20 protein-coding genes are annotated in these 21,423 nt (G+C 73.6%); 9 read left to right on the plus strand and 11 right to left on the minus strand.

The window, feature by feature from the left end:
• Positions 1-397: 397 nt before the first annotated feature.
• From IEY78_RS22095 to IEY78_RS22105, 3 genes are all read left to right on the plus strand, one after another.
• Positions 398-2,155: an MFS transporter gene (locus IEY78_RS22095; RefSeq protein WP_373294213.1), complete on the plus strand. Its 1,758-nt coding sequence runs from the start codon at positions 398-400 to the stop codon at positions 2,153-2,155.
• A complete protein-coding gene (locus IEY78_RS22100) occupies positions 2,155-2,676 on the plus strand; it encodes a MarR family winged helix-turn-helix transcriptional regulator (RefSeq protein WP_189100898.1) in 522 nt (173 codons plus the stop codon). Before IEY78_RS22095 ends, IEY78_RS22100 begins: the two co-directional genes overlap by 1 nt.
• A gap of 91 nt (positions 2,677-2,767) precedes the next feature.
• A complete protein-coding gene (locus IEY78_RS22105; protein WP_189100900.1) occupies positions 2,768-3,172 on the plus strand; it encodes a TOBE domain-containing protein in 405 nt (134 codons plus the stop codon).
• Between the two features lie 21 nt (positions 3,173-3,193).
• Here the strand turns inward: IEY78_RS22105 and IEY78_RS22110 are convergent, their stop codons facing one another.
• Positions 3,194-4,714 carry a helix-turn-helix domain-containing protein gene (locus tag IEY78_RS22110; RefSeq protein WP_189100902.1) on the minus strand — a complete coding sequence of 507 codons (1,521 nt, stop codon included), beginning with the start codon at positions 4,712-4,714 and terminating at the stop codon, positions 3,194-3,196.
• Positions 4,715-4,918: 204 nt separating this feature from the next.
• On the opposite strand from IEY78_RS22110, the gene IEY78_RS22115 reads away from it, so the two are divergent.
• The 3 genes from IEY78_RS22115 (at position 4,919) to IEY78_RS22125 (ending at position 9,270) form a co-directional block, all read left to right on the plus strand.
• Complete coding sequence (locus IEY78_RS22115; protein WP_189100904.1) at positions 4,919-5,743, plus strand: FAD binding domain-containing protein; 825 nt, start codon at positions 4,919-4,921, stop codon at positions 5,741-5,743.
• Complete coding sequence (locus IEY78_RS22120) at positions 5,740-8,532, plus strand: molybdopterin-dependent oxidoreductase (RefSeq protein WP_189100906.1); 2,793 nt, start codon at positions 5,740-5,742, stop codon at positions 8,530-8,532. Before IEY78_RS22115 ends, IEY78_RS22120 begins: the two co-directional genes overlap by 4 nt.
• Before the next feature lie 186 nt (positions 8,533-8,718).
• Positions 8,719-9,270, plus strand: a complete 552-nt coding sequence (locus tag IEY78_RS22125) for a molybdopterin-dependent oxidoreductase (RefSeq protein WP_189100908.1) — start codon at positions 8,719-8,721, stop codon at positions 9,268-9,270.
• A 298-nt stretch (positions 9,271-9,568) separates the two neighbouring features.
• Here the strand turns inward: IEY78_RS22125 and IEY78_RS22130 are convergent, their stop codons facing one another.
• The gene (locus IEY78_RS22130) at positions 9,569-10,114 is read right to left on the minus strand and encodes a GNAT family N-acetyltransferase (RefSeq protein WP_189100910.1); all 546 of its coding nucleotides are present in this window, start codon (positions 10,112-10,114) and stop codon (positions 9,569-9,571) included.
• A gap of 94 nt (positions 10,115-10,208) precedes the next feature.
• On the minus strand, positions 10,209-10,628 hold the full coding sequence (locus tag IEY78_RS22135; protein ID WP_189100912.1) for a TOBE domain-containing protein: 420 nt from the start codon (positions 10,626-10,628) through the stop codon (positions 10,209-10,211).
• A gap of 294 nt (positions 10,629-10,922) precedes the next feature.
• Here IEY78_RS22135 and IEY78_RS22140 point away from each other — a divergent pair, with 294 nt between their 5' ends.
• From IEY78_RS22140 to IEY78_RS22150, 3 genes are all read left to right on the plus strand, one after another.
• Positions 10,923-11,318: a TOBE domain-containing protein gene (locus IEY78_RS22140; RefSeq protein WP_189100914.1), complete on the plus strand. Its 396-nt coding sequence runs from the start codon at positions 10,923-10,925 to the stop codon at positions 11,316-11,318.
• A gap of 146 nt (positions 11,319-11,464) precedes the next feature.
• The gene (modA, locus tag IEY78_RS22145; RefSeq protein WP_189100916.1) at positions 11,465-12,268 is read left to right on the plus strand and encodes a molybdate ABC transporter substrate-binding protein; all 804 of its coding nucleotides are present in this window, start codon (positions 11,465-11,467) and stop codon (positions 12,266-12,268) included.
• 80 nt (positions 12,269-12,348) lie between these two features.
• The gene (locus IEY78_RS22150) at positions 12,349-14,334 is read left to right on the plus strand and encodes an ABC transporter permease (protein WP_189100917.1); all 1,986 of its coding nucleotides are present in this window, start codon (positions 12,349-12,351) and stop codon (positions 14,332-14,334) included.
• An 18-nt stretch (positions 14,335-14,352) separates the two neighbouring features.
• On the opposite strand, the gene IEY78_RS22155 is transcribed toward IEY78_RS22150, so the two are convergent.
• From IEY78_RS22155 to IEY78_RS22190, 8 genes are all read right to left on the minus strand, one after another.
• The gene (locus IEY78_RS22155) at positions 14,353-14,799 is read right to left on the minus strand and encodes a nitroreductase family deazaflavin-dependent oxidoreductase (RefSeq protein ID WP_189100919.1); all 447 of its coding nucleotides are present in this window, start codon (positions 14,797-14,799) and stop codon (positions 14,353-14,355) included.
• A gap of 194 nt (positions 14,800-14,993) precedes the next feature.
• Entirely contained in the window at positions 14,994-16,448 is a 1,455-nt protein-coding gene (locus IEY78_RS22160) for a SulP family inorganic anion transporter (protein ID WP_189100921.1), read from the minus strand.
• A gap of 17 nt (positions 16,449-16,465) precedes the next feature.
• A complete protein-coding gene (locus tag IEY78_RS22165; RefSeq protein ID WP_189100923.1) occupies positions 16,466-17,068 on the minus strand; it encodes a carbonic anhydrase in 603 nt (200 codons plus the stop codon).
• Between the two features lie 95 nt (positions 17,069-17,163).
• Complete coding sequence (locus IEY78_RS22170) at positions 17,164-17,613, minus strand: hypothetical protein (protein WP_189100925.1); 450 nt, start codon at positions 17,611-17,613, stop codon at positions 17,164-17,166.
• Positions 17,614-17,734: 121 nt separating this feature from the next.
• Entirely contained in the window at positions 17,735-19,078 is a 1,344-nt protein-coding gene (locus tag IEY78_RS22175; RefSeq protein ID WP_189100927.1) for an MFS transporter, read from the minus strand.
• A gap of 28 nt (positions 19,079-19,106) precedes the next feature.
• Entirely contained in the window at positions 19,107-19,622 is a 516-nt protein-coding gene (locus IEY78_RS22180) for a glycine-rich domain-containing protein (RefSeq protein ID WP_189100929.1), read from the minus strand.
• Complete coding sequence (locus tag IEY78_RS22185; protein WP_189100931.1) at positions 19,619-20,890, minus strand: hypothetical protein; 1,272 nt, start codon at positions 20,888-20,890, stop codon at positions 19,619-19,621. The genes IEY78_RS22180 and IEY78_RS22185 overlap by 4 nt, the downstream gene beginning before the upstream one ends.
• Before the next feature lie 143 nt (positions 20,891-21,033).
• Entirely contained in the window at positions 21,034-21,189 is a 156-nt protein-coding gene (locus IEY78_RS22190) for a hypothetical protein (protein WP_006606546.1), read from the minus strand.
• Positions 21,190-21,423: the final 234 nt, after the last annotated feature.

The raw sequence follows: 21,423 nt of genomic DNA on the forward strand, positions 1-21,423 counted from the left end.
CATTGCCGCACCGATGGCGGATCGGGCTGCTCTGTTCGGATGCATCCACCTGGCGGCGCCGCAGGCCGGGAGTGGCGCCGGAGCGCCTCCCGGGGGCGGGCCGGGGTGCGTCTCGGGGCCGGGCCGAGGCGTGTCACGGGGGCCGGGCGGCGGGTCGCGGCGGCGGCGCGCGGCCCCCTGCGGACGGTCTCGCCCGACCACGGTCCACCCCTGGCCGGACGCGCGCGGTGCGAGGTAAATTGGTTGATGTCAAGCAAGTGAAAATCCCGGTGGGAAGTGGTGTCCCGTGGGAAGAACCGCTGCTGATTCCGGTGACCGGACCGCATCCGGCCCCCGGCCCCGCCCTGCGCCGGGCCCGGGCTACAAATGGGTCGCCCTGTCGAACACGACCCTGGGCGTGCTGATCGCCACCATCAATATGTCGATCATGCTCATCGCGCTCCCCGACATCTTCCGGGGCATCGGCGTGGACCCGCTGCAGCCCGGCAACACGGGCCTGCTGCTCTGGCTGATCATGAGCTACCTCGTGGTCACCGCCGTGCTGGTGGTCAGCTTCGGCCGGCTCGGCGACATGTACGGCCGGACCCGGATGTACAACCTCGGTTTCGCCGTCTTCACGGTCTTCTCCGTACTGCTGTCGGTGACCTGGCAGCACGGCACGGCCGGCGCCCTGTGGCTGATCGCCATGCGGGTCCTCCAGGGCGTCGGCGGCGCGATGCTGATGGCGAACTCCAGCGCGATCCTCACCGACGCCTTCCCCGCCCGGCAGCGCGGCCTGGCCCTGGGGCTCAACCAGGTCGCCGGCATCACCGGCTCCTTCATCGGGCTGGTCCTGGGCGGCCTGCTCGGGCCCGTCAACTGGCGGCTCGTCTTCCTGGTGTCGGTGCCGTTCGGGCTGTTCGGCACGGTCTGGGCGTACCGGAAGCTGCGCGACACCGGCCTGCGCACCCCGGCCCGGCCGGACTGGTGGGGCAACCTCACCTTCGCGGCCGGTCTGATCGCCGTGCTCACCGGGATCACCTACGGCATCCAGCCCTACGGCGGGCACACCATGGGCTGGGGCAACCCCGCGGTGCTCGGCGCGCTGGGCGGCGGGGTGCTGCTGCTGGCCGTCTTCTGCGTGGTCGAGGCGCGGGTGCCGGATCCGATGTTCCGGCTGGGGCTCTTCCGGATCCGGGCCTTCACCGCCGGCAACCTCGCCGGCCTGCTCGCCTCGCTCGGCCGCGGCGGCCTGATGTTCCTGCTGATCATCTGGCTCCAGGGCATCTGGCTGCCCCGGCACGGCTACGGCTTCGCCGAGACCCCGCTGTGGGCCGGCATCTACATGCTGCCGCTGACGCTGGGCTTCCTGGTGGCGGGGCCGGTCTCCGGATGGGCGTCGGACCGGTTCGGCGCCCGCACCTTCGCCACCGGCGGGATGCTGCTGGCGGCCGGCACCTTCGTCGCGCTGCAGACGCTGCCGGTCGACTTCGCCTACCCGGGCTTCGCGCTGATCCTGCTGCTCAACGGCATCGGCATGGGCCTGTTCGCCGCCCCCAACCGGGCCGCGGTCATGAACAGCCTGCCGGCCGACCAGCGCGGGGTGGGCGCCGGCATCAGCACCACCTTCCAGAACTCGGCGATGGTGCTGTCCATCGGCATCTTCTTCTCCCTGATGATCGCGGGCCTGGCCCGCTCGCTGCCGCACGCCCTCAGCACCGGGCTCACCGCACAGGGCGTCCCGGCCGCCGACGCCGCCAAGATCGCCGCGCTGCCGCCGGTCGGCGTGCTGTTCGCCTCCCTCCTGGGCTACAACCCCGTCCAGACCCTCCTGGGACCGCAGGTCCTGCACCACCTGCCGCCCGGGCACGCCGCCTACCTCACCGGCCGGGAGTTCTTCCCCCAGCTGATCTCCCAGCCGTTCCACGACGGGCTGGCCGTCGCCTTCGGCTTCGCCACCGCCGCCTGCCTGATCGCCGCCGTCGCCTCGCTGCTGCGCGGCGGGCGCTACGTCCACGACGACCGGCCGCGCACCCGGGCACTGCCGGCACCGGCACCGGTCGCGGCGGCCGTCGACGGGGCACCCCCGCCGGCACCCGCCGCCGGAGACGGAACCCCCGCCGGCACCGGCCCGGCGGCCCCCGCGCCACCGCCACCACACCCCGGGAGCCCGTGATGGAACAGTCCGCCGAGCCGCCCCGGCGGCCGTCGTCCCCCGCCGAACCGGCGGAGCTGGCCGGGCGGCTGCGCGCGGTCGTCCAGCAGCTGCTGCCCCTGCTCCGCGGACAGCAGCAGAACCGCGATCTCACCCCCAGCCGCACCGCCGCCCTCGCGGCGCTCGCCGCCCACGGCCCGCTGCGCATCAGCGAACTCGCCGCCCGGATGAACATCGCGCTGTCCACCACCTCCCGCATGGTGGATCTGCTCGACGGCCATGGCTGGCTCGCCCGCCGCCCGGACCCCGCCGACCAGCGCGCCAGTCTGATCAGCCTGAGCGACGAGGGGCTGGCGCTGCTGCACGAGGTCCGCCGGGAGACCACCGGACTGCTCGCCGAGCGGATCGGCCAGCTGCCCCCCGACCGGCAGCGGCTGCTCCGGGACGCGCTGCCGGCGCTGGAGGAACTCGTCGCATGGACACCGCCGGACGGCACGTCGCCGCGACGGCCGGGCGCCGGCGCAGCCGATCCGGTGAACTGACCGCCGCGTCCGGCCCGCGGGAGCGGAGCGGGCCGGACGGGGGCGGCGGCGCACCTCCGGGGACGGTGGAGGCACCCTCTAGAGTGCGGGGGTGCCGACGTACAGCATTGGTCAGGCAGCGGGGCTGCTGGGAGTGAGCGCGGAGACCGTCCGCCGCTGGGCCGACGGCGGCCAGCTCCACATGGACCGGGACGGTGCGGGAAACCGCGTGATCGACGGGGTGAGCCTCGCGGCGTTCGCCAAGGAGCGCGGCACGGGGCTGCATCCGGTGCCGGGCGAGGTGCTGACCTCGGTGCGGAACGCGTTCGCCGGGATCGTCACCCGAGTGACCCTGGACGAGGTGCTCGCCCAGGTCGAGATCCAGTCCGGGCCGCACCGGCTGGTCTCCGTGGTCAGCCGCGAGGCCGTCGAGGAGCTGGGCATCGAGGTCGGGGTGACCGCCACCGCACGGGTGAAGTCCACCCATGTGCACATCGACCTGCCCGACGGGAGATGAGCCGCCCGCACCCGCCGGCGCTCAGCGGCACAGCAGCGCCGCCTGGAGGTCCAGCTTGTGATCGAGCCGGGAGAGGTCCCGGCCGGTGAGCCGCTCGATGCGCTGGACGCGGTAGTGCACCGTGTTCACGTGCAGATGCAGCTGCTCGGCGGTCCGGGCCCATGAGCCGTGCTGGGCGAGGAAGGTCTCCAGCGTCTCCAGCAGCATCCGGTGCGAGGCACTGCCGCCGTGCGCCAGCGGGCCCAGCACCCGGGTGCTGAAGGCCGTCCGGACGTCGGCGGGGACCCCGGCCAGCAGCGCGCCCATCGTGCTCAGATCCTCCACGCACGTCACCCCGGCGCCGTCCGGATCCCCGCGGCGGGCCGCCGCCAGCGCGTAACGTGCCTGATGCAGGGCCGAGTTGAGGCCCTCGGCGCCGGACACCAGGCCGCTGACACCGGCGTGCAGCGGGACCCGCGGCCCGCAGGCGTGCACCAGCGGCCACAGCTCACCGAGCGGGCCGCCGTCTCCCGCATCGGGGTCCACCCGGACGACCGCGGCCGCCTCACCACCGGGCAGCCGCCCGGCCGCGAACGGCTCACCGGGGGAGTGCCGCAGCGCCTCCGCCAGCGCCTCCACCGCGAGGCCGTCGTCCCCGCCGCCCGCCGTCGCCACCACCGTCCGGTACGGCCCGGTGGCGGGCAGCCCGCAGGCGTGCAGCGCGGCCCGGAGCGCCGTGGCCTCGGCCGGACCGTCCCCGGCGAGGGCGAGCAGCTCGCCCGCCGCCCGCCGGCCGGCCGTGTGCCGCCGCTCGTCGCGCCGGCGGCACCGGGCGAGGACCTCGGCGATCTCGTGCAGCACCCGCGGCGGGACATCGGCCGTGTCCGGCAGGTGCAGCTGCCAGCTGTCGTACGGGCCGCACTCGCCGTCGATGCGCAGGCCGGTGCCGGTCGTGCCGGCCAGCTCCCGGACGGCCTGCCGCGCCGTCAGTTCCGGGGCCGCGGGGGTGCGCGCGATCGTCCGCCCGGTCGCCGTCAGCAGATGGCACGGCGGCCCGCCCAGGTGGGCGAAGGCCCGCTCCAGCAGGATCTCCGCGGCCGCGTCGGCGGCGAGCAGGCCGGCGAGTTCGCCGCGGACGTTCTCCGGCAGCGCGTAGTGCCCGTGCGGGCGCCGGCTCAACTCGCCCCACTGGCGCAGATACACCGCCTCCGTCACCTCCCGGAAGCTGGTCTGCGCGGGCACCGCCACCAGCACGACGCCGTGCGCACGGCAGGACTCGGCCAGCACGTCGGGCACCGTGCCGTGGGTCTCCTCGCCGGCCAGCAGCGCGGTGGCCCCGGCCGCGCGCAGCGCCGAGACGAAGCGGTCGGCCCCGGCGCGGCCGTCCCCGGGCGCCCACCACACCAGTCCGCTCAGCACCAGCTCGCCCGGCTGCAGGAACCGGGCCGGGTCCGCCAGGCCGGTGGCGGTGACACCACTGACCTCCCGGGTGAGCAGCGGCCCCTCGCCCCACAGCAGGGTGAGGCCGAGCGCGTCGAGCTGGAGGAGGTCTTGGACGTGCATGTGCGGACTCCTTGGACGGCTGCCGGGCACCGGGCCCGGCATCTCACATTCACGAGGCGAATGCGAGTCCCAGCATGGTAAATGCCAGCCGATCAGGACCGAAGCCCTCTTGGTTGATCCTCCAGATCCCGGGCCCCGCGATGGTGTTTTTCCGTGCTGCGCACCAGTCGTGCCGAGCCGTGCCGCGTTGCTTCACTCGGCGGCATGGATCTGAACACGGTGCGCGACATCTGCGACGCCCGGCGGCACGCCCCCTGGCGCACCGGCGACGCCTGGCTCGGGGGCGGCACCTACCTCTTCTCCGAACCGCAGCCGCATCTGCGGCGCCTGGTGGACCTGAGCCGGATGGGCTGGCCGCCGCTGACCCGGCTGCCGGACGGCTCCCTGGAGATCGCCGCCACCTGCACCATCGCCCAGCTCTCCGACTTCGCGCGGTCCTACGACGCCCCGGCGGCACCGCTGTTCGAGCAGTGCTGCCGCGCCTTCCTCGCCTCGTTCAAGATCTGGAACATGGCCACCGTCGGCGGCAACCTCTGCAACGCGCTGCCCGCCGGACCGATGATCTCGCTGACCGCCGCCCTCGACGGCACCGTGCTGCTCCGCGCGCAGGACGGCTCGCTGCGCCGCCGCAAGGCCGCCGACTTCGTCACCGGCGCCGGCCGCAAGGACCTCCGCGAGGGCGAACTCCTCCGCTCGGTCACCCTGCCCGCCCGCGCGCTGCACTGCCGCACGGCCTTCCGGCAGGCCTCCCTCTACGGGCTCGGCCGCTCCGGCGCCCTGGTCATCGGCGCCCTCGACCCGCAGGACGGCTCGCTGGCGGTGACCCTCACCGCCGCCACCGTACGGCCGTTCCACCTCTGGTTCCCGCTGCCGCCGTCCGCCGACGAGCTGCGCGCCGCGCTCGACGGGGCCGTCGGCGCGCTCGACTGGTACGACGACCTGCACGGACTGCCGGTCTGGCGCCGGCACATGGCGCTGCGGCTGGCCGAGGAGATCCGCCGCGAACTGACCGGGGAGGCCGGGCGATGAGCTTCTCGATCCACGTCAACGACCGGCCCTTCGACGCCGAACCGCGACCCGGGCAGTGCCTGCGCACCTATCTGCGCGACCGCGGCTGGTTCGGGGTGAAGAAGGGCTGCGACGCCGGGGACTGCGGGGCGTGCACCGTGCACGTCGACGGCGAGCCCGTCCACAGCTGCCTCTACCCGGCCCGGCGCGCCGAGGGCCGCTCGGTCACCACCGTCGAGGGGCTCGCCGAGCCGGGAGGCGAACTCCATCCCGTGCAGCAGCAGTTCCTCGACGCCCAGGGCTTCCAGTGCGGCTTCTGCACCGCGGGCTTCCTGATGACCACCGCGAAACTGACCGAGGACCAGCTGGCGGACCTGCCGCGGGCCCTGAAGGGCAACCTCTGCCGCTGCACCGGCTACCGGGCGATCGAGGACGCCGTCCGCGGGGTCCGGCACGTGGAGGCGCCCGGCCCGGGGCGGTCGGTCGGCCGCAGCCCGGGCGCGCCGGCCGGACCGCAGGTGGTCACCGGCACCGCCCGCTACACCTTCGACGTCGAGATCGAGGGGCTGCTGCACATGAAGCTGCTGCGCTCCCCGCTGGCCCACGCCCGGATCGTCTCCCTCGACACCTCCGCGGCGCTGCGGGTCCCCGGCGTGCACGCCGTCCTCACCCACCACGACGCCCCCGAGCGGCTGTTCTCCACGGCCCGGCACGAGCACCCCACCGAGGACCCCGACGACACCCGGGTGCTGGACGACGTGGTGCGGTTCGCCGGGCAGCGGGTCGCGGCCGTGGTCGCCGACAGCGAGGCGGCCGCCGAGGAGGGCTGCCGCCGGATCGTCGTGGAGTACGAGGAACTGCCCCATGTCCTCGACCCGGAGGAGGCGATGCGGCCCGGCGCCCCGGTGCTGCACGCCAAGGGGCCCGAGAGCCGGATCGCCCGGCCGGAGAACAACGTGGCCGGCGAGGTGCACGGCGAGACCGGCAGCGTCGCCGAGGGCCTCGCGCGGGCCGACGTCGTGTACGAGGGCACCTTCCGCACCCAGCGGGTGCAGCACGCCAGCCTGGAGACCCATGGCGCCGTCGCCTCCTTCGAGCCCGACGGGCAGGGCGCCGAGCGGATCGTGGTCCGCTCCAGCACCCAGGTCCCGTTCCTGACCCGCCGCGCCCTGTGCGCGCTGTACGACCTCCCGCCGGAAGGGGTGCGGGTGGTCGCGGGCCGGGTCGGCGGCGGCTTCGGCGGCAAGCAGGAGATGCTGGTGGAGGACATCGTGGTGCTGGCCGTGATGCGGCTGCGGCGGCCGGTGAAGCTGGAGTTCACCCGCGCCGAGCAGTTCTTCGGCGCCACCACCCGGCACCCGTTCACCATCGGCGTCACGGCGGGCGCCACGCGCGACGGGACCCTGACGGCGCTTCAGCTGCGGGTGGTCGCCAACACCGGCGCCTACGGCAACCACGGCCCCGCCGTGATGTTCCACAGCGTCGGCGAGTCGATGGCCGTCTACCGCGCGCCGCACAAGAAGGTCGACGCCTACTCCGTCTACACCAACTGCGTCCCGGCCGGTGCTTTTCGCGGCTACGGGCTGGGCCAGGTCACCTTCGCGGTGGAGTCGGTGATGGACGAGCTGGCCCGCCGGCTGGACATCGATCCGCTGGTCTTCCGGGAGCGCAACATCATCGGCCCCGGCGAGCCGATGGTCAGCCCCGGCGGCGAGGAGGAGGACCTGCACATCGCCAGCTACGGCCTCGACCAGTGCCTCCAGGTCGTCCGCGACGCCCTGGCGGAGGACCGCAGCGCGGCAGAAGCCCCGGCGGGCTGGCTGGTCGGCCAGGGCAGCGCGATGTCGATGATCGCCACCGGACCGCCCGGCGGGCACTTCGCCGACGCGGCGGTCACCCTGCTGGCGGACGGCACCTACGACATCGCGGTGGGCACCGCGGAGTTCGGCAACGGCACCACCACCGTGCACCAGCAGATCACCGCCGGCGCGCTGGGCACCACCGTGGACCGGATCACCGTCCGCCAGTCCGACACCGACGTGGTCGGCCACGACACCGGCGCCTTCGGCTCGGCCGGGACGGTGGTGGCCGGCAAGGCCGTACTACGGGCCGCCAACGGCCTGGCCGAACGGCTCCTGACGTTCGCCGCCGAGCACGCCAGGACCCCGCGCAGCCTGTGCCGGCTGCGGGCGGACGCGGTGGAGTGCGACGGGCGTACCGTGCCGCTCAAGGAACTCCACGAGGCGGCGCGGCGCGCGGACGTGAGCCTGACGGCGGACGGGCACTGGGGCGGCTCGCCCCGCTCGGTGGCCTTCAACGCCCAGTGGTTCCGGGTCGCCGTCGACCCCGGCACCGGCGAGATCAGGATCCTGCGCAGCGTCCACTCCGCCGACGCGGGCAAGGTCATGAACCCCCTCCAGTGCCGCGGCCAGGTCGAGGGCGGCGTCGCCCAGGCACTCGGCGCGACGCTCTTCGAGCAGGTCCTCGTCGACGACCGCGGCAAGGTCGTCACCCCGGCGTTCCGCCGCTACCGGCTGCCCGCGTACGCCGATGTGCCGCGCACCGAGGTGCACTTCATGCAGACCTCGGACGCCATCGGACCGCTGGGCGCCAAGTCGATGAGCGAGAGCCCGTTCAACCCGGTGGCCCCCGCCCTGGCCAACGCCCTGCGCGACGCCACCGGGGTGCGCTTCACCGAACTCCCGCTGCTGCGGGACGCGGTGTGGCTGGCCCTCACCGAGCATCGCGCCGCCGGTGCCGCCCCGGGCACACCGTCCGGACCGCGCCCGCCACGCGAAGGCGCGAGGTGACCCGCCCCGGCCCCGCCGCCTCCGAGCAGCCGACCTGACCGCACATACCGCGCAACTGGCCCCTTACCCTTCCCGCCAGCGAGCTGAAGATGCCAATATCCCTGGCATCCGTGATTCGGCGGTGGGCCGGTCGGGCATCACAGGGAGGCAGCCGCCGCCGCACGGAGCGCCTCAAGGGGGTCTCGCATGAGCCGTCCCGTCCCGCCGTCCCGCGCCACCACCGTCCGCCGGGCACCCGGCGAATCCGCACCCGCCGTCCGCCCGGCACCTGGCGGAGCCGCACCCGCCCGGCCCCGGCGCCTGCTGATCCGCGGTCAGCTGCGGCGGCCGCTCGCACTGACCGTCGCGGAGCTGCGGGAGCGGTGGCCCCAGCGGCGCACCGAGGTGGTCTTCGACTGCGCCAAGGAAGGGCTCCGGCGCCACACCTTCGACGGGCCCCTGCTGCGGGACGTCCTCGACACCGCGCGCCCGGCCTTCGACGCCCGCCGGCGCAAGGACCGCTCCCGCTTCCTGCTGTCCGTCACGGGCGGGGACGGCCATCACACGGTGCTGTCCTGGGCGGAGATCGACGCCGACTTCGGCGACGCGCCCATCCTGCTGGCCACCGCTCTCGACGGGCACCCGCTCGACGGGACGGGCAGCCAGCTCGTGGTCCCCTCCGACCGCTGCGGGGCGCGCTACATCAGCGCGATCACCGCCATCTGGGTCGGCGCCTGGGACCCGACGGACCGGGCTTAGCCTGTCCTTCAACCCGCCATATCCGCCCAGTGCTTCAGCACTGCAGAACTCCAGACTCCAGCACTTCAGATGGAGCATGGCCTACTGGTCGGCCGTCCGGCGTGGTGCATGAGGGCGGCATGCGGCAGAGCGCTTCGGAGCGAGCATCGAGATCAGCCTTCCCCGCGGCAGCCGGGTGACGATGCTCCGTTGCCCTCCTGAGCAGGATATGGCCGACTGGCTCAGCGGTTCCCCTCACGTCCCGGTGCTGGGTGTACCCGGGGTGATTTCGACAACGGCGAGGGGCCCCGCCCCGCCGTCACCCCGCTGCCGGCTCCGGGTCCGTGGCCAATCGGGCGTGCGTTTCCACGTCGTAGCGGGCGCCGTCGTAGGTGAGTTTCTGGCGTTCCAGGCCCTCCACGGGGAAGCCGGCGGAGCGGGCCACCTTGCACGAGGCGGGGTTGTCCACGCGGTGGCCCAGTTCCAGTCGGAAGAGGCCGAGGTCGGTGAAGGCCCAGTGGGCCAGGGCGCGGCAGGAACGGGACGCGGTGCCGCGGCCCCGGGCGGGCGGGGTCGTCCAGTAGGAGACCCAGCCGTTGGCATGGCGCGGATCCACCGGGCCGACCGACACCTGGCCCAGCACGGTGTCCGCGCCGTCGACCACGGCGAAGGCGAAGGCGGACCCGTCGGCCCAGCGGGCAGTCCGCTGGGCGATCCGCCGCTCGGCGGCCGACGGCGTGTCCACCGGGGTGACGGACTGCGTGCGTATCAGCGGGTCCGCGAACGCGGCCAGTACGGAGGCCGCGTCGCCGCCGGTCCAGCGGCGGAGCACCAGTCCCGAGGGTGTTTCCACACGGTCGCGCATGAGGCGAGTCTCGCGTGCCGAGCCCGGCGCTGTCACCTGGTTCTCCGGCGGTTCTGCGCACGGACGGACCGCGGCCGCCCGGGCCCGGCCCCTCTCAGGCCGTCGCGAGCGAGACCTCCGTCGACTTGATCAGTGCGGTGACCTCCGAACCGGCCGCGAGGCCCAGGTCGTCGACCGCGTCCCTGGTGATGGCCGCGGTCAGCTCGCCGCCGGCGACGGCGACCTTGACGCCGGCCATCGCGCCGCCGGTCGCGACCTCGGTGACCGTGCCGGGGATCCGGTTGCGGATGCTGACGCCCTCGACCGCGCGGGTGGCGAGCGCGACCTCGGTGGACTTGATCAGGGTGCGCACCGCGGAACCCGCCGCGAGGCCGAGCTCCCGCACCGCTTCCAGGGTGATGGCGGCGGTGATTTCCTGACCGCCTTCCAGCCGCACCTTGACGGTTGCCATGACCTCGCCGGGGGTGACGGAGAGAACGGTGCCGGGAATCTGGTTACGGATGCTCAGGCTCATGGAATGTGCCTCACCGGGAGGGGAAAACCTGGGGGTTTCCTGGCGTGGTTTTCTGTTCTGTCGGCGGCACTCTAGTCGCCTTCCGGCCGGTCGCCAGGGCGCACCTCGCGGGCACCGGGGGGATATCCGACGGCGTCCCACACCGCTGCCGGACGGAGAATTCGTCCGGCATTCACGACGGCCGACCGCCGGCTGCCGTAATGGCCGTCAGTTCCTCCAATGGAGCTGGCATCTGCCATGGAGCTTCGCCTGATGGATTGCAAATGCGAGCTGCTTTTGCCTATCTTGCTGCACATGCAGTCCTATACGATCGGGCAGGCGGCGCGGCTCCTGGGCGTCAGCCCGGACACCGCCCGCCGCTGGGCGGACGCCGGCAGGGTCGCGACCCATCGCGACGACGGCGGCCGCCGCCTCATCGACGGCCGTGATCTGGCCGCCTTCTCCATCGAGGTGGCGCAGAACGGCACCGGCGAGGACGACACCGCGTACACCTCCGCGCGCAACGCCTTCCCGGGCATCGTCACCGCCGTCAAGCTCGGCGATGTCGCCGCCCAGGTCGAGATCCAGGCCGGGCCGCACCGCCTGGTGTCCCTGCTGACCCGGGAAGCGGTGGAGGAACTGGGACTGGAGGTCGGCATGCAGGCCACCGCCCGCGTGAAGTCCACCAGCGTGCACATCGACCGCACCTGACCCGGCGCGGCCGTCCCCCGCCCGGAGCGCAACCACCATCCCCACCGGCAGGCTGCCCCACCCCAGCGGCGTCGCCCGTCCACGGCGCGGCTTTTCCCAACCACCCGGACGGCACCCGCCGTCCGCGTCCCAAGGAGTCCCGCCTCATGACCCAGTTCCGCACCGGGCGCCGCGCCGCCGCCGCGATCGTGACCGCCGCCCTCCTCGTCCCGCTGACCGCCTGCGGTGGCAACGGCGACACCAAGAAGGACGAGGGCGCCACGAAGTCCGGCGGCAGCGCGGCCAAGGCGGACCTCACCGTGCTCGCCGCCTCGTCGCTGACCGACGTCTTCAAGAAGGCCGGCGCGGTCTATGAGAAGGAACACCCGGGCACCGAGGTGCACTTCTCCTTCGCCGGCTCCCAGGAACTCGCCTCCCAGGTCAAGAACGGCGCCCCCGCCGACGCCCTGGTCACCGCCGACACCAAGACCATGGACGGGCTCAAGGCCGACGCCGGCAAGCCCACCGTGATCGCCAAGAACCGGCTGGTGATCGCGACCGGCGCGGGCAACCCGAAGAAGATCGAGAACCTCAAGGATCTCACCGACAGCAAGCTGAAGGTCGTCCTCGCCGCCCCCGAGGTGCCGGTCGGCCGCTACAGCAAGCAGGTCCTGGACGCCCAGAAGCTGACGGTCAAGCCGGTCTCGCAGGAGCCCAACGTCCGCGCGGTGCTCAGCAAGGTCGAACTCGGCGAGGCCGACGCGGGCCTCGTCTACAAGACCGACGCCGCCACCGCACCGGACAAGGTCGACGCGGTCGACATCCCCGATGCGCAGAACGCCGTCGCCTCCTACCCGGCGGCGACCCTCAAGTCCTCCCGGCACTCGGCCGCCGCGGCCGCGTTCGTGACGTGGCTGAGCACGCCCGAGGCGCAGAAGATCCTGCGGCAGGCGGGCTTCCAGAAGCCGTAACCGGCCGGGCGCGCACCCGGCCCGGCTCCCGCCGCGGACCCGGTGCGCGCCCGCCGCCCGCCCCGAACCCTGGGACCCCGATGAGAAGCCTCCGCACCCCCGCCCCGGCAGGCGGGCCCCGCGCGCCCGGCAGCCGCGCCCCGCTCGCGCTGGCCGTGCCCGCGCTGCTCGCCATCGCGTTCCTGCTGATGCCGCTCGCCGGCATCCTCGCCCGCACCAGCTGGGGCGAGCTCGGCACCCATCTGACCGCGCCCGGCGTCCTCGAGGCGCTCCGGCTGTCGCTGCTGGTGTCCTTCTGGGCGCTGGGGATCGCCCTGCTGCTGGGTGTCCCGCTGGCCTGGCTGCTGGCGCGGGTCAGCTTCCGCGGCAAGGCGCTGGTCCGCTCGCTGGTGCTGCTGCCGATGGTGCTGCCGCCGACCGTCGGCGGTGTCGCGCTGCTGCTCGGCTTCGGCCGACGCGGACTGCTCGGCCCCTGGCTGGAGGACAGCTTCGGCATCGTGCTGCCGTTCCACACCTCCGGCGCCGTGATCGCGGCCACCTTCGTGTCGATGCCGTTCCTCGTCATCAGCCTGGAGGGCACCCTCTCCGGCCTGCGGACGACCTACGAGGAGACCGCGGCCTCCCTGGGGGCCTCGCCGGTACGGGTCTTCTGCACCGTCACCCTGCCCATGGTCGCCCCCGGCCTCGCCGCCGGTGCCGCCCTGACCTGGGCCCGTGCGCTCGGTGAATTCGGTGCCACGATCACCTTCGCGGGCAATCTGCCGGGCACCACCCAGACCCTGCCGCTGGAGGTCTACCTGCTGCTGCAGGACTCCCCGGAAGCCGCCACCTCGGTCTCGCTGCTGCTGCTCGTCATCGCCATGGCCGTGCTGATCTGCCTGCGGGGCCGCTGGACCGGCGCCACCGCCGACCGCCCGGCCCGCACCGTCCGTCCGTCCGACGCCCCCGACGACCCCGGCTTCCCGGTGCCGCCCGCCGCCCGCACGGAGCCCGTGACCGACTCCGCGGACGAGGCCCCGGCGCCCGGGGAGCGCTGGCCGCTGCACGCCGAGGTCACCGGCTTCAACCAGCTGACCCTGGACGCCGGTCCGGGCACCACCATCGCCGTCGTCGGCCCCAACGGCGCCGGCAAGACCACCCTGCTGCGCGCCCTGCTCGGCCTCACCCCGCGCGCCCGCGCCGCGCTGCGCCTCGGCGACACCGACGTCAGCGCGCTGCCCCCGCACCGCCGCGGCGTCGCCTGGGTCCCCCAGGACGGCGCGCTGTTCCCCCATCTGACCGCGCTGAGCAACACCGCCTACGGGCTGCGCGCCCACGGCACCCCGCGCGCCGAGGCCCGCCGCACCGCACAGCAGTGGCTCGACCGGCTCGGCGTCGGCCCGCTCGCGCACCGCAGGCCCGCCCAGCTCTCCGGTGGCCAGGCCCAACGCGTCGCCCTGGCCCGGGCGCTGGCCGCCCGCCCCCGGCTGCTGCTGCTCGACGAACCGCTCGCCGCGCTCGACCAGACCACCCGGGCCCACGTCCGGCACACCCTGCGCGCCCATCTCGCGGGCTTCGGCGGGGTCTGCCTGCTCGTCACCCACGACCCCGTCGAGGCGGTCTCGCTCGCCGACCGGGTCCTGGTCCTCGACGACGGCCGCGCCCTCCAGGACGCCCCGCCGTCCGAGGTCACCCGCCATCCGCGCTCGCCGTGGGTGGCCCGGATGCTCGGCCGCAACGCCTGGCCGGGCACCGCGGCGGGCGACGGCCTGACGCTCACCGGCGGCGGCCGGCTCGTGCTCGCCGACCGCCTCCCCGAAGGCGTCCGGGCGCTGGCGGTCATCGCCCCGGAGGCGGTATCGATCCACCTCGCGCGGCCGGCGGGCAGCCCCCGCAACGTGTGGCCCGGCACCGTCCGCGAGATCACCTCCGCGGGCAGCCGGCTGCGGGTCCTGGTCACCTCCGACCGGGCGCCCGATCTCGTGGCCGAGATCACCCCGTCCGCCGCACTCGAACTCGGCCTCGCCGACGGGGTGTCCGTATGGACCAGCGTCAAGGCCACCGAGGTCTCCGTCGTCACGCTCTGAGCGCCGGCGGCGGCCCGGTCAGTGCGGAGCGGGCGCCGGCTCCAGCACGAACACCGGGATCCGGCGGTCGGTCTTCTTCTGGTAGTCGTCGTAGTCCGGATAGGCCTCGACGGCGCGCGCCCACCACAGGGCCTTCTCCTCGCCGGTGACCTCACGGGCCGTCATGTCCCGGCGCACCGGGCCGTCCTGGAGTTCCACCCGCGGGTCGGCCACCACGTTGTGGTACCAGACGGGGTGCCGGGGCGCGCCTCCCTGGGAGGCCACCACGGCGTACCGCCCCTCGTGCTCCACCCGCATCAGCGGGCTCTTGCGGATCTTGCCGCTCTTCGCACCCCGGGTGGTGAGCACGACGACCGGCAGCCCGCGGATGGTCGTGCCCTCGGTCCCGCCGGAGCTCTCGTACTGCGTGACCTGATCGCGCACCCACTGCGCCGGGCTGGGCTCGTACTCACCGAGAAGAGGCATGTTCACGTCCCATCTGCGAAGGCCACCGGGGCACCGGCCGCGGCCGGAGCGTCCGGCCCGCCTTGACGGTCCTGACCCCCGTACAACCACCGGACGGGTGCGATCATTCCCGTCCGCCGCGCGCCGCAGCGGGTACCCCGCGTCCCCCGGTGGGGTGCCTGCCCGCCCCTGTGCGCGGCGGGCAGGCACCCGGGTCAGGACACCAGCTCCACCGTCTGCCGGCTCCGGCGGTGCTGCTCGGTCCAGTTCGTCAGGGCGGCGCCGCAGGCGTGGTCGAGATGGCGCAGCCCGCTCAGATCCAGCTCCACGTCGCGGCCGGCCGGCAGTGACTCCAACTGGTCGAGGAGCTTGGGCAGCCGCAGGAACGTGGCGTTGCCGACGACCCGCACCCGCACCGGCGCCGCCACGTCGTCCGGGGTGTCGACCTCCAGATGGACATGGGAGGTCTCCCAGGCCGTCTTCGCCACGGCCAGCAGCAGACCGATCAGGACCCCCTCGAACATGTTGACCGTCACGATCGCGAGGGCGGTGACGAGCAGGACGAGGGCCTCACCGCGGTGCTCGCGCCACAGCGGACCCAGCTCCCGCACCGGGATCAGCTTGCAGCCCGCATGGACCAGGACGCCCGCCAGCGCGGCCACCGGCACCACGCCCAGCGCGGCCGGGAACGCCGCGGCGAACACCAGCAGCCAGACGCCGTGCAGCACCCGCGACAGCTTGGTCCGCGCGCCCGCCTGCACATTGGCGGCGCTGCGGACGATGACGGCCGTCATCGGCAGGGCGCCGAGCAGCCCGCACACGGTGTTGCCGGCGCCCTGGGCCATCAGCTCCTTGTCGTAGTCGGTACGCGGCCCGTCGTGCAGCCGGTCGACCGCCGCGGCGCTGAACAGGGACTCCGCGGAGGCGATCAGTGCGAAGGCGAGGACCGTGCCGAGCACGCCCACGTCGGCGAGCTTGCCGACATCGGAGAGGCCCGGTGGCTGGATCGCGTCGAGCAGTCCGCTGACCTCGACCCGGGCGACGGGCAGATCCAGCGCCCACACCGTGAGGGTGGCCAGCGCCACCGCGGCCAGCGGCGCGGGCAGGACGCGCGCGGCACGCCGCCAGCGCGGCCACAGCACCAGCACGGCGATGGTGCCCGCACCGATGGCGAGCGCGGACGCGGCGGTGGCCGAGCCCACGGTGTCGCCGATCAGGCCGGGCAGCCCGGCGAGGTTGCTGAGGCCGGTGCCGGGTGCCTTGGCGTCCGTCAGGGCGTAGAGCTGCCCGGCGATCAGGACCAGGCCGATACCGGCCAGCATGCCCTGGACGACGGCGACCGAGATGGCCCGGAACCAGCGGCCCAGCTTCAGCGCGCCCATGGCCAGTTGGAGGAGTCCGGCGGCCAGCACCAGCGCGCCGAGGGCACCGATGCCGTACTCCTTGACGGCCTCGAAGACCAGCACCGTCAGCCCGGCGGCGGGGCCGCTGACCTGGAGGCTGCTGCCGGGCAGCAGACCGGTGAGCAGGCCGCCGACCACACCGGTCACCAGCCCCAGTTCGGCCGGGACGCCGGAGGCGACCGCCACGCCGACACACAGCGGGACGGCGACGAGGAAGACGACGAGGGAGGCGGTGAAGTCCGCCCGGAACGAGGGGAATCGCTTCATGAGAGGTACCTGCGCCTTCACAGCGGGAGGAACAGGTCGGAGGCCGGGTGATGCGCCACGACCAGGCCGGTGTGCACTTCGTAGAACCAGCCGTGCAGCGTCACCTCGCCCTTGGACAGCCGCTCCTGGACACAGGGGTAGCCGCGCAGCCGGTCGAGCTGCTCGCGCACATGCTGCTGCACCGCGGCCGCGACCGAGGGCTCCCCGTCCTGGGGCAGCGCGTCGGACAGCTGCTGGGTCAGCCAGTCCCGGACGGCGGGCGCGCCGGTCAGGTCCTCGCCGCGGGCCCGGGCGCCGACCGCGCCGCAGTGCGAGTGCCCGCACACGATGATGTCGGCCACGCCCAGGACGCGCATCGCGTATTCGAGGGTGGCGGCCTCCGCACAGGCCGGCATGTCCTCCTGGTAGACGGGAACGGCGTTGCCGGCGGTGCGGAGTTCGAAGAGTTCGCCGGGGCGTGCCCCGGTGATCAGGGACGGCACGACGCGGGAGTCGGAGCAGGTGATGAACAGGGCGAGCGGGGACTGGCCGGCGGCGAGCCGGCTGTAGGTCTCCCGTTCGTCCTGCCGGTCGGCGATACGGGCCGTCAGGCCCCGGGCATGCTGGATGAAGGTCTCCACGAGGAGGTCTCCTGCTGATGAGGGGTGCCACCGTGGGGGAGTGGCGGGAGGGTTGGAGGGGCGCGACAGGTGGGGCGGTGCACCACCGGCCGTGCTCAGCAGAGGAAGACGCAGTGCAGGACGGGGAGTTGGACCGATCTGCCGGCCGCCTTGGCGGAGCTGCCGGGTACGGCTGCCCCGGAGGTGAGGGTGGTGAACGGTGCCACCGGTCCGCCGCGCCAGGGCGGCAGCTGCCGGCCGGTGTGGTGCGGGACGCCGACGGAGGTGCGGGCGGTGCGCCGGGGCTGGCCGCGCTCGGCCTCGCGCTTGGCCTTCTTCTCGGAGCCGTCGTAGCCCGACTTGACGGCCGGCGGGAGGCCCGCGGCGGTCGTGGCCGCGGGGCCGGCGGGCGCGTGCGCCGCCGCGCCGGGGGCCGATGCCAGGGCGCCCAGCAGGAAGGCCAGGATCATCAGGACGGCCAGGGGGATGCGGTGCGGGCGCGGCGTCGGTGAGCCGCGCGGAGCGCCGGTGTCCTTCCGCATCATCGTCCCCCGTGGTTCGTGCACACGGTTACACCCTGCCCTGGCAGTGCATCATTCAGGTTTCCCCCGGGATAACGAGAAATGACGCCATGTTTCCTGATCTGCCGCGTCCGCTGCCGGACACCCCCGCGGGCCGGGCGGGCGTTCACGTCCGCTCCCTTTCCGCCCGGGGTGCCACGGCGACGGCGTGTGCCGGTGCCGGCCGGCGGGCCGCCCAGGCGAGGACGGGGACCACGGCCAGCGCCAGCAGTCCGCCGGCCAGTGCCAGCGTCCGGTAGCCGCCCAGCGCGACGACCAGCCCCGAGGAGAGCCCCCCGACCGCACCGGCGAGGGCGATGCCGACGTCCACCAGCCCCTGGCCCGAGGCGCGGCGGGCGGGCGGCAGCGCGTCGATGACCAGGGCGGTGCCGCTGACCAGTCCGAAGTTCCAGCCGAGGCCGAGGAGTATCAGGGCGGCGGCGAGCGCGGGGACCGACTGCGGCGGGGCCAGGGCGCCGAGACCTCCGGCGGCGGCCAGCGTCACCCCGGCGGCAGCGGCCATCCGGTGCCGGCCGAGCCGGTCGACGAGCAGACCGGTGAGCGGGGAGGGCAGGAACATCGCCGCGACATGCAGCGCGATGACCAGCCCCGTCGCCTGGGTGCCGTGCCCGTGCGCGTGCATGTGGACCGGCGTCATGGTCATCACGGCGATCATCACGAGCTGGGTGAGGACCATGACCGCGGTGCCGACGGCCACTCCCGCCGGGTGCCCGGGCGCGTCCGGCCGTCCGACTGTGTTCTCCGGGTTCCCGGGTGCCGCGGGTGTCTCGGGACCGTCGGGTCCCTCCGCCGTGCCGCCGTCCCGTGCCGCGGCCACCTGCTCGGCCAGCCGCAGCGGATCGGGCCGCAGCAGCACGGCCAGCGACAGCGCGGCCGCCCCGAACGCGGCGGCCGCCAGCAGGAACGGACCGGCGAGCCGCGGGATGCCCCAGGAGTGGGCCAGCTCTCCCGTCAGCGCCACCAGGTTGGGTCCGACCACCGCGCCGAAGGTGGTGGCGAAGAGCACCGTGCTCACCGCCCGCCCGCGCCGTGCGGGCGAGGCCAGGTCGGCCCCGGCGTAGCGGGCCATCAGATTGGTGGCGGTGCCCGCCCCGTAGACGACCAGGGCCGCGAACAGCAGCGGCGCGCTGCCGACGGCGGCCGCCAGCACGACCCCGAGGCTGCCGAGCGCCCCGACGGCGTACCCGAGCGCGAGTCCGGGGCGCCGGCCCCGGCTGCGGCAGACCCGGCCGATGCCGACGGCTCCCAGCGCGGCCCCGGCGGTGAACAGCGCGCTGGGCACACCCGCCAGACCGGTCGAGCCGAGCATGTCCTCGGCGAGCAGCGCGCCGACGGTGATGCCCGCGGCGAGTCCCGCGCCGCTGAGGATCTGGGAGAAGACCAGGACCGTCAGGATCCGGCGCTGCTCCGGCACCTCGCGAGGCGTCGGGACACCCTGGGGAGCCCTCATGATTCCTTTCCGTTCGCGCCGGTTCGCACTAGGCGGGCGCCGCCATCGGTTCCAGCCCGGCGATCTCATCGAGTGACAGTCCCATCTGCTCGTGGAGGAAGCGCACGATCGTCCAGTGCGGCAGCGCACCCTCGTCGAAGGGACCGAATTCCCGGCAGTACAGCGGGATCCAGCGCAGGGCCTCCTCGACCGCCTGCTCCCGGCCGGGCTCCTGCTGGTAGTCCTCGTAGGCGATGCTGCGGTGCTCGATGAAGAAGCGCCCCGGCAGCCGTTCCTCGCACAGCGCACGGTATTCGCGGGTCTGCAGGATGAGGTAGTGCCAGATCTCGTCGATGTCCTGCTCGACCGGCAGGAACAGGCCGCCCAGCCGGTCGTGGTGCCGGGAGACGAGGTACAGGTAGCGCAGGCACTCCGTGACCTGGCGCTCCACGAACTCCCGTGGCGCGCCGGTCTTGTCGTCGAAGTACCGCACCACTTCGCGGTGCAGCGCCTCGCCGAGCAGGTCCTTGAGGTCGTCCGCGGAGGTCGGCGGCTGGCCGGTCATGCTTCTCCTGTCCGGGTGGGAGCGTCGTCGGAGCCGGTGGTGGTGAGCCAGGCGTACTTGCCCGACTTCCCGATGGGGAGGTGCGCTCGGTGCTCGGCGCGGCAGCGCCGCCCGGTGAGGGCGCCGGTCGCCTCCTCCAGCGCCGCGGCCGCGTGGGGGTCGAGGGGCGTGCCCTGGAAGGTCGTGTACACCAGGTGTGCGTCCGTCTTGCCGGTCAGCCGGAGTTGGTAGACGAAGACGTGCGGTGAGGCCTCGGCGACGCAGCGGTCCAGGTCGCCCTGGGCGACCGGGCCGTGCGGGGTGTGCAGCAATTCCTTCTGACGGCCGCTGAATTGGGCGATCCTTCCCGGGTCCGGGCTGCCGTCCAGGGTGCGTACGCAGTCGCCCGAGCGGTACCGGATCAGCGGCATGTAGGGGTTGCGGACACTGGAGACGATCAGCTCGTAGAGGGTGCTGCCGGGAGCCACCGGGTGGAGTTCGACGGTCATCTTGTCGAGGTGCGGCCGGTAGGTGCCGCGGCGGTCGCTGTAGTAGAGATAGCCGAGTTCGGTGCTGCCGAACAGATCGATGACCGGGCAGGCGAAGTGCTGGTGCAAGAAGCGCCGGACGTTCGCGGGGGTGTACTCGTAGGCGTGGATGATGCTGGCGGGCGGCGGGAAGTCGTCCCACAGCCCCCATTCTCCGACCTTCCGCAGCAGATGCGCCAGGTGATAACCGGAGCAGTCGAGGTGGTACCAGCCGCGCGGATGCGCCTGCCGGGCGTCCTGGATCTCCTTGAGCATCCGCTCCACCTCCGCGCGCTCCCAGAGCGCCGGGTCGAGTCGCAGATTGAGGTAGCAGGTCCGGTCGTCGAGCCACCGCTCGTCGAGGGCCGGCACCGCCGCCGGCTCGGCGCCGCGGCGTGCGGCGTTGACCCGGGCCACGTGTTCGGTGGCCAGCACTGTGGTCAGGGAGACCCGCCGGCAGCCGGCGTCCCAGGTGTGGCCGATATCGGGGTGGCCGCGCCACAGCCCGTAGTAGGAGTGCAGCAGGAAATACGGGGGCCGGATGATCTGCATCCGGGCGTGATGGGTGCCGGTGGACAGCACGAATTCCGCGTCTCCGGATTCCAGCGCCGCGGCCAGCCGGGGAGTCATCCAGTTGTCGGGGAAGCCGCGGGCGATTTCCGGCTTGTCGAGTACGGGGAAGTGGCCCTTCGCCAGTGATTCGCGGTAGATCGGTATCTCGCGGATCTGCTCGATGACCTCGGGGGTCGGCTGCCCGTCCATGGAATCCTCGTCACTTTCCGGAAGGTGGTGCCCCGCAGGGCGTTCGGGCGGGTCCAAAACGGCGGCGGTGCCCGGGAGCGGCCGTTCTGCCGGCGGCGGAGGATTCCCGCCGGCCCGCTCCCGGGCACCTCGGTGGCGCGGGGTCAGGAAATACAGCCGGCCTTGGGGGCGGCGCTGATGCAGCCGGACTTCGGGGCCGCGCTGATGCAGCCGTTCTTCGCCGCCTGCTGTGCGGAGTTGGCGGCGAGCCAGTTCTGCCAGACGCCGTCCTGAGCCATCTTCTTGATGAGCTGCTCCACGGGAACCTCCGGTGTGAGTGGGATGACGCATCGGTACAGGCGGTGACCTGCGCCGATGCCGACGCCACCGAAGGTAAAAGTATGACCAAGTGAATGTCAATGAAGGGCAATGCCGCTGGCCGGGGAGGGGGGTGCGCTGCGCCAACTTTGGCGGAAATGCGTCGAGATGATCATTACGGGAACCAAGTGACGGGACGTCAGGTGGCGCGTCCGACGCGCGCCGGGGTGCCCGGT

It is taken from the genome of Streptomyces kronopolitis (genome assembly GCF_014646275.1).
GTDB lineage: Bacteria > Actinomycetota > Actinomycetes > Streptomycetales > Streptomycetaceae > Streptomyces > Streptomyces kronopolitis.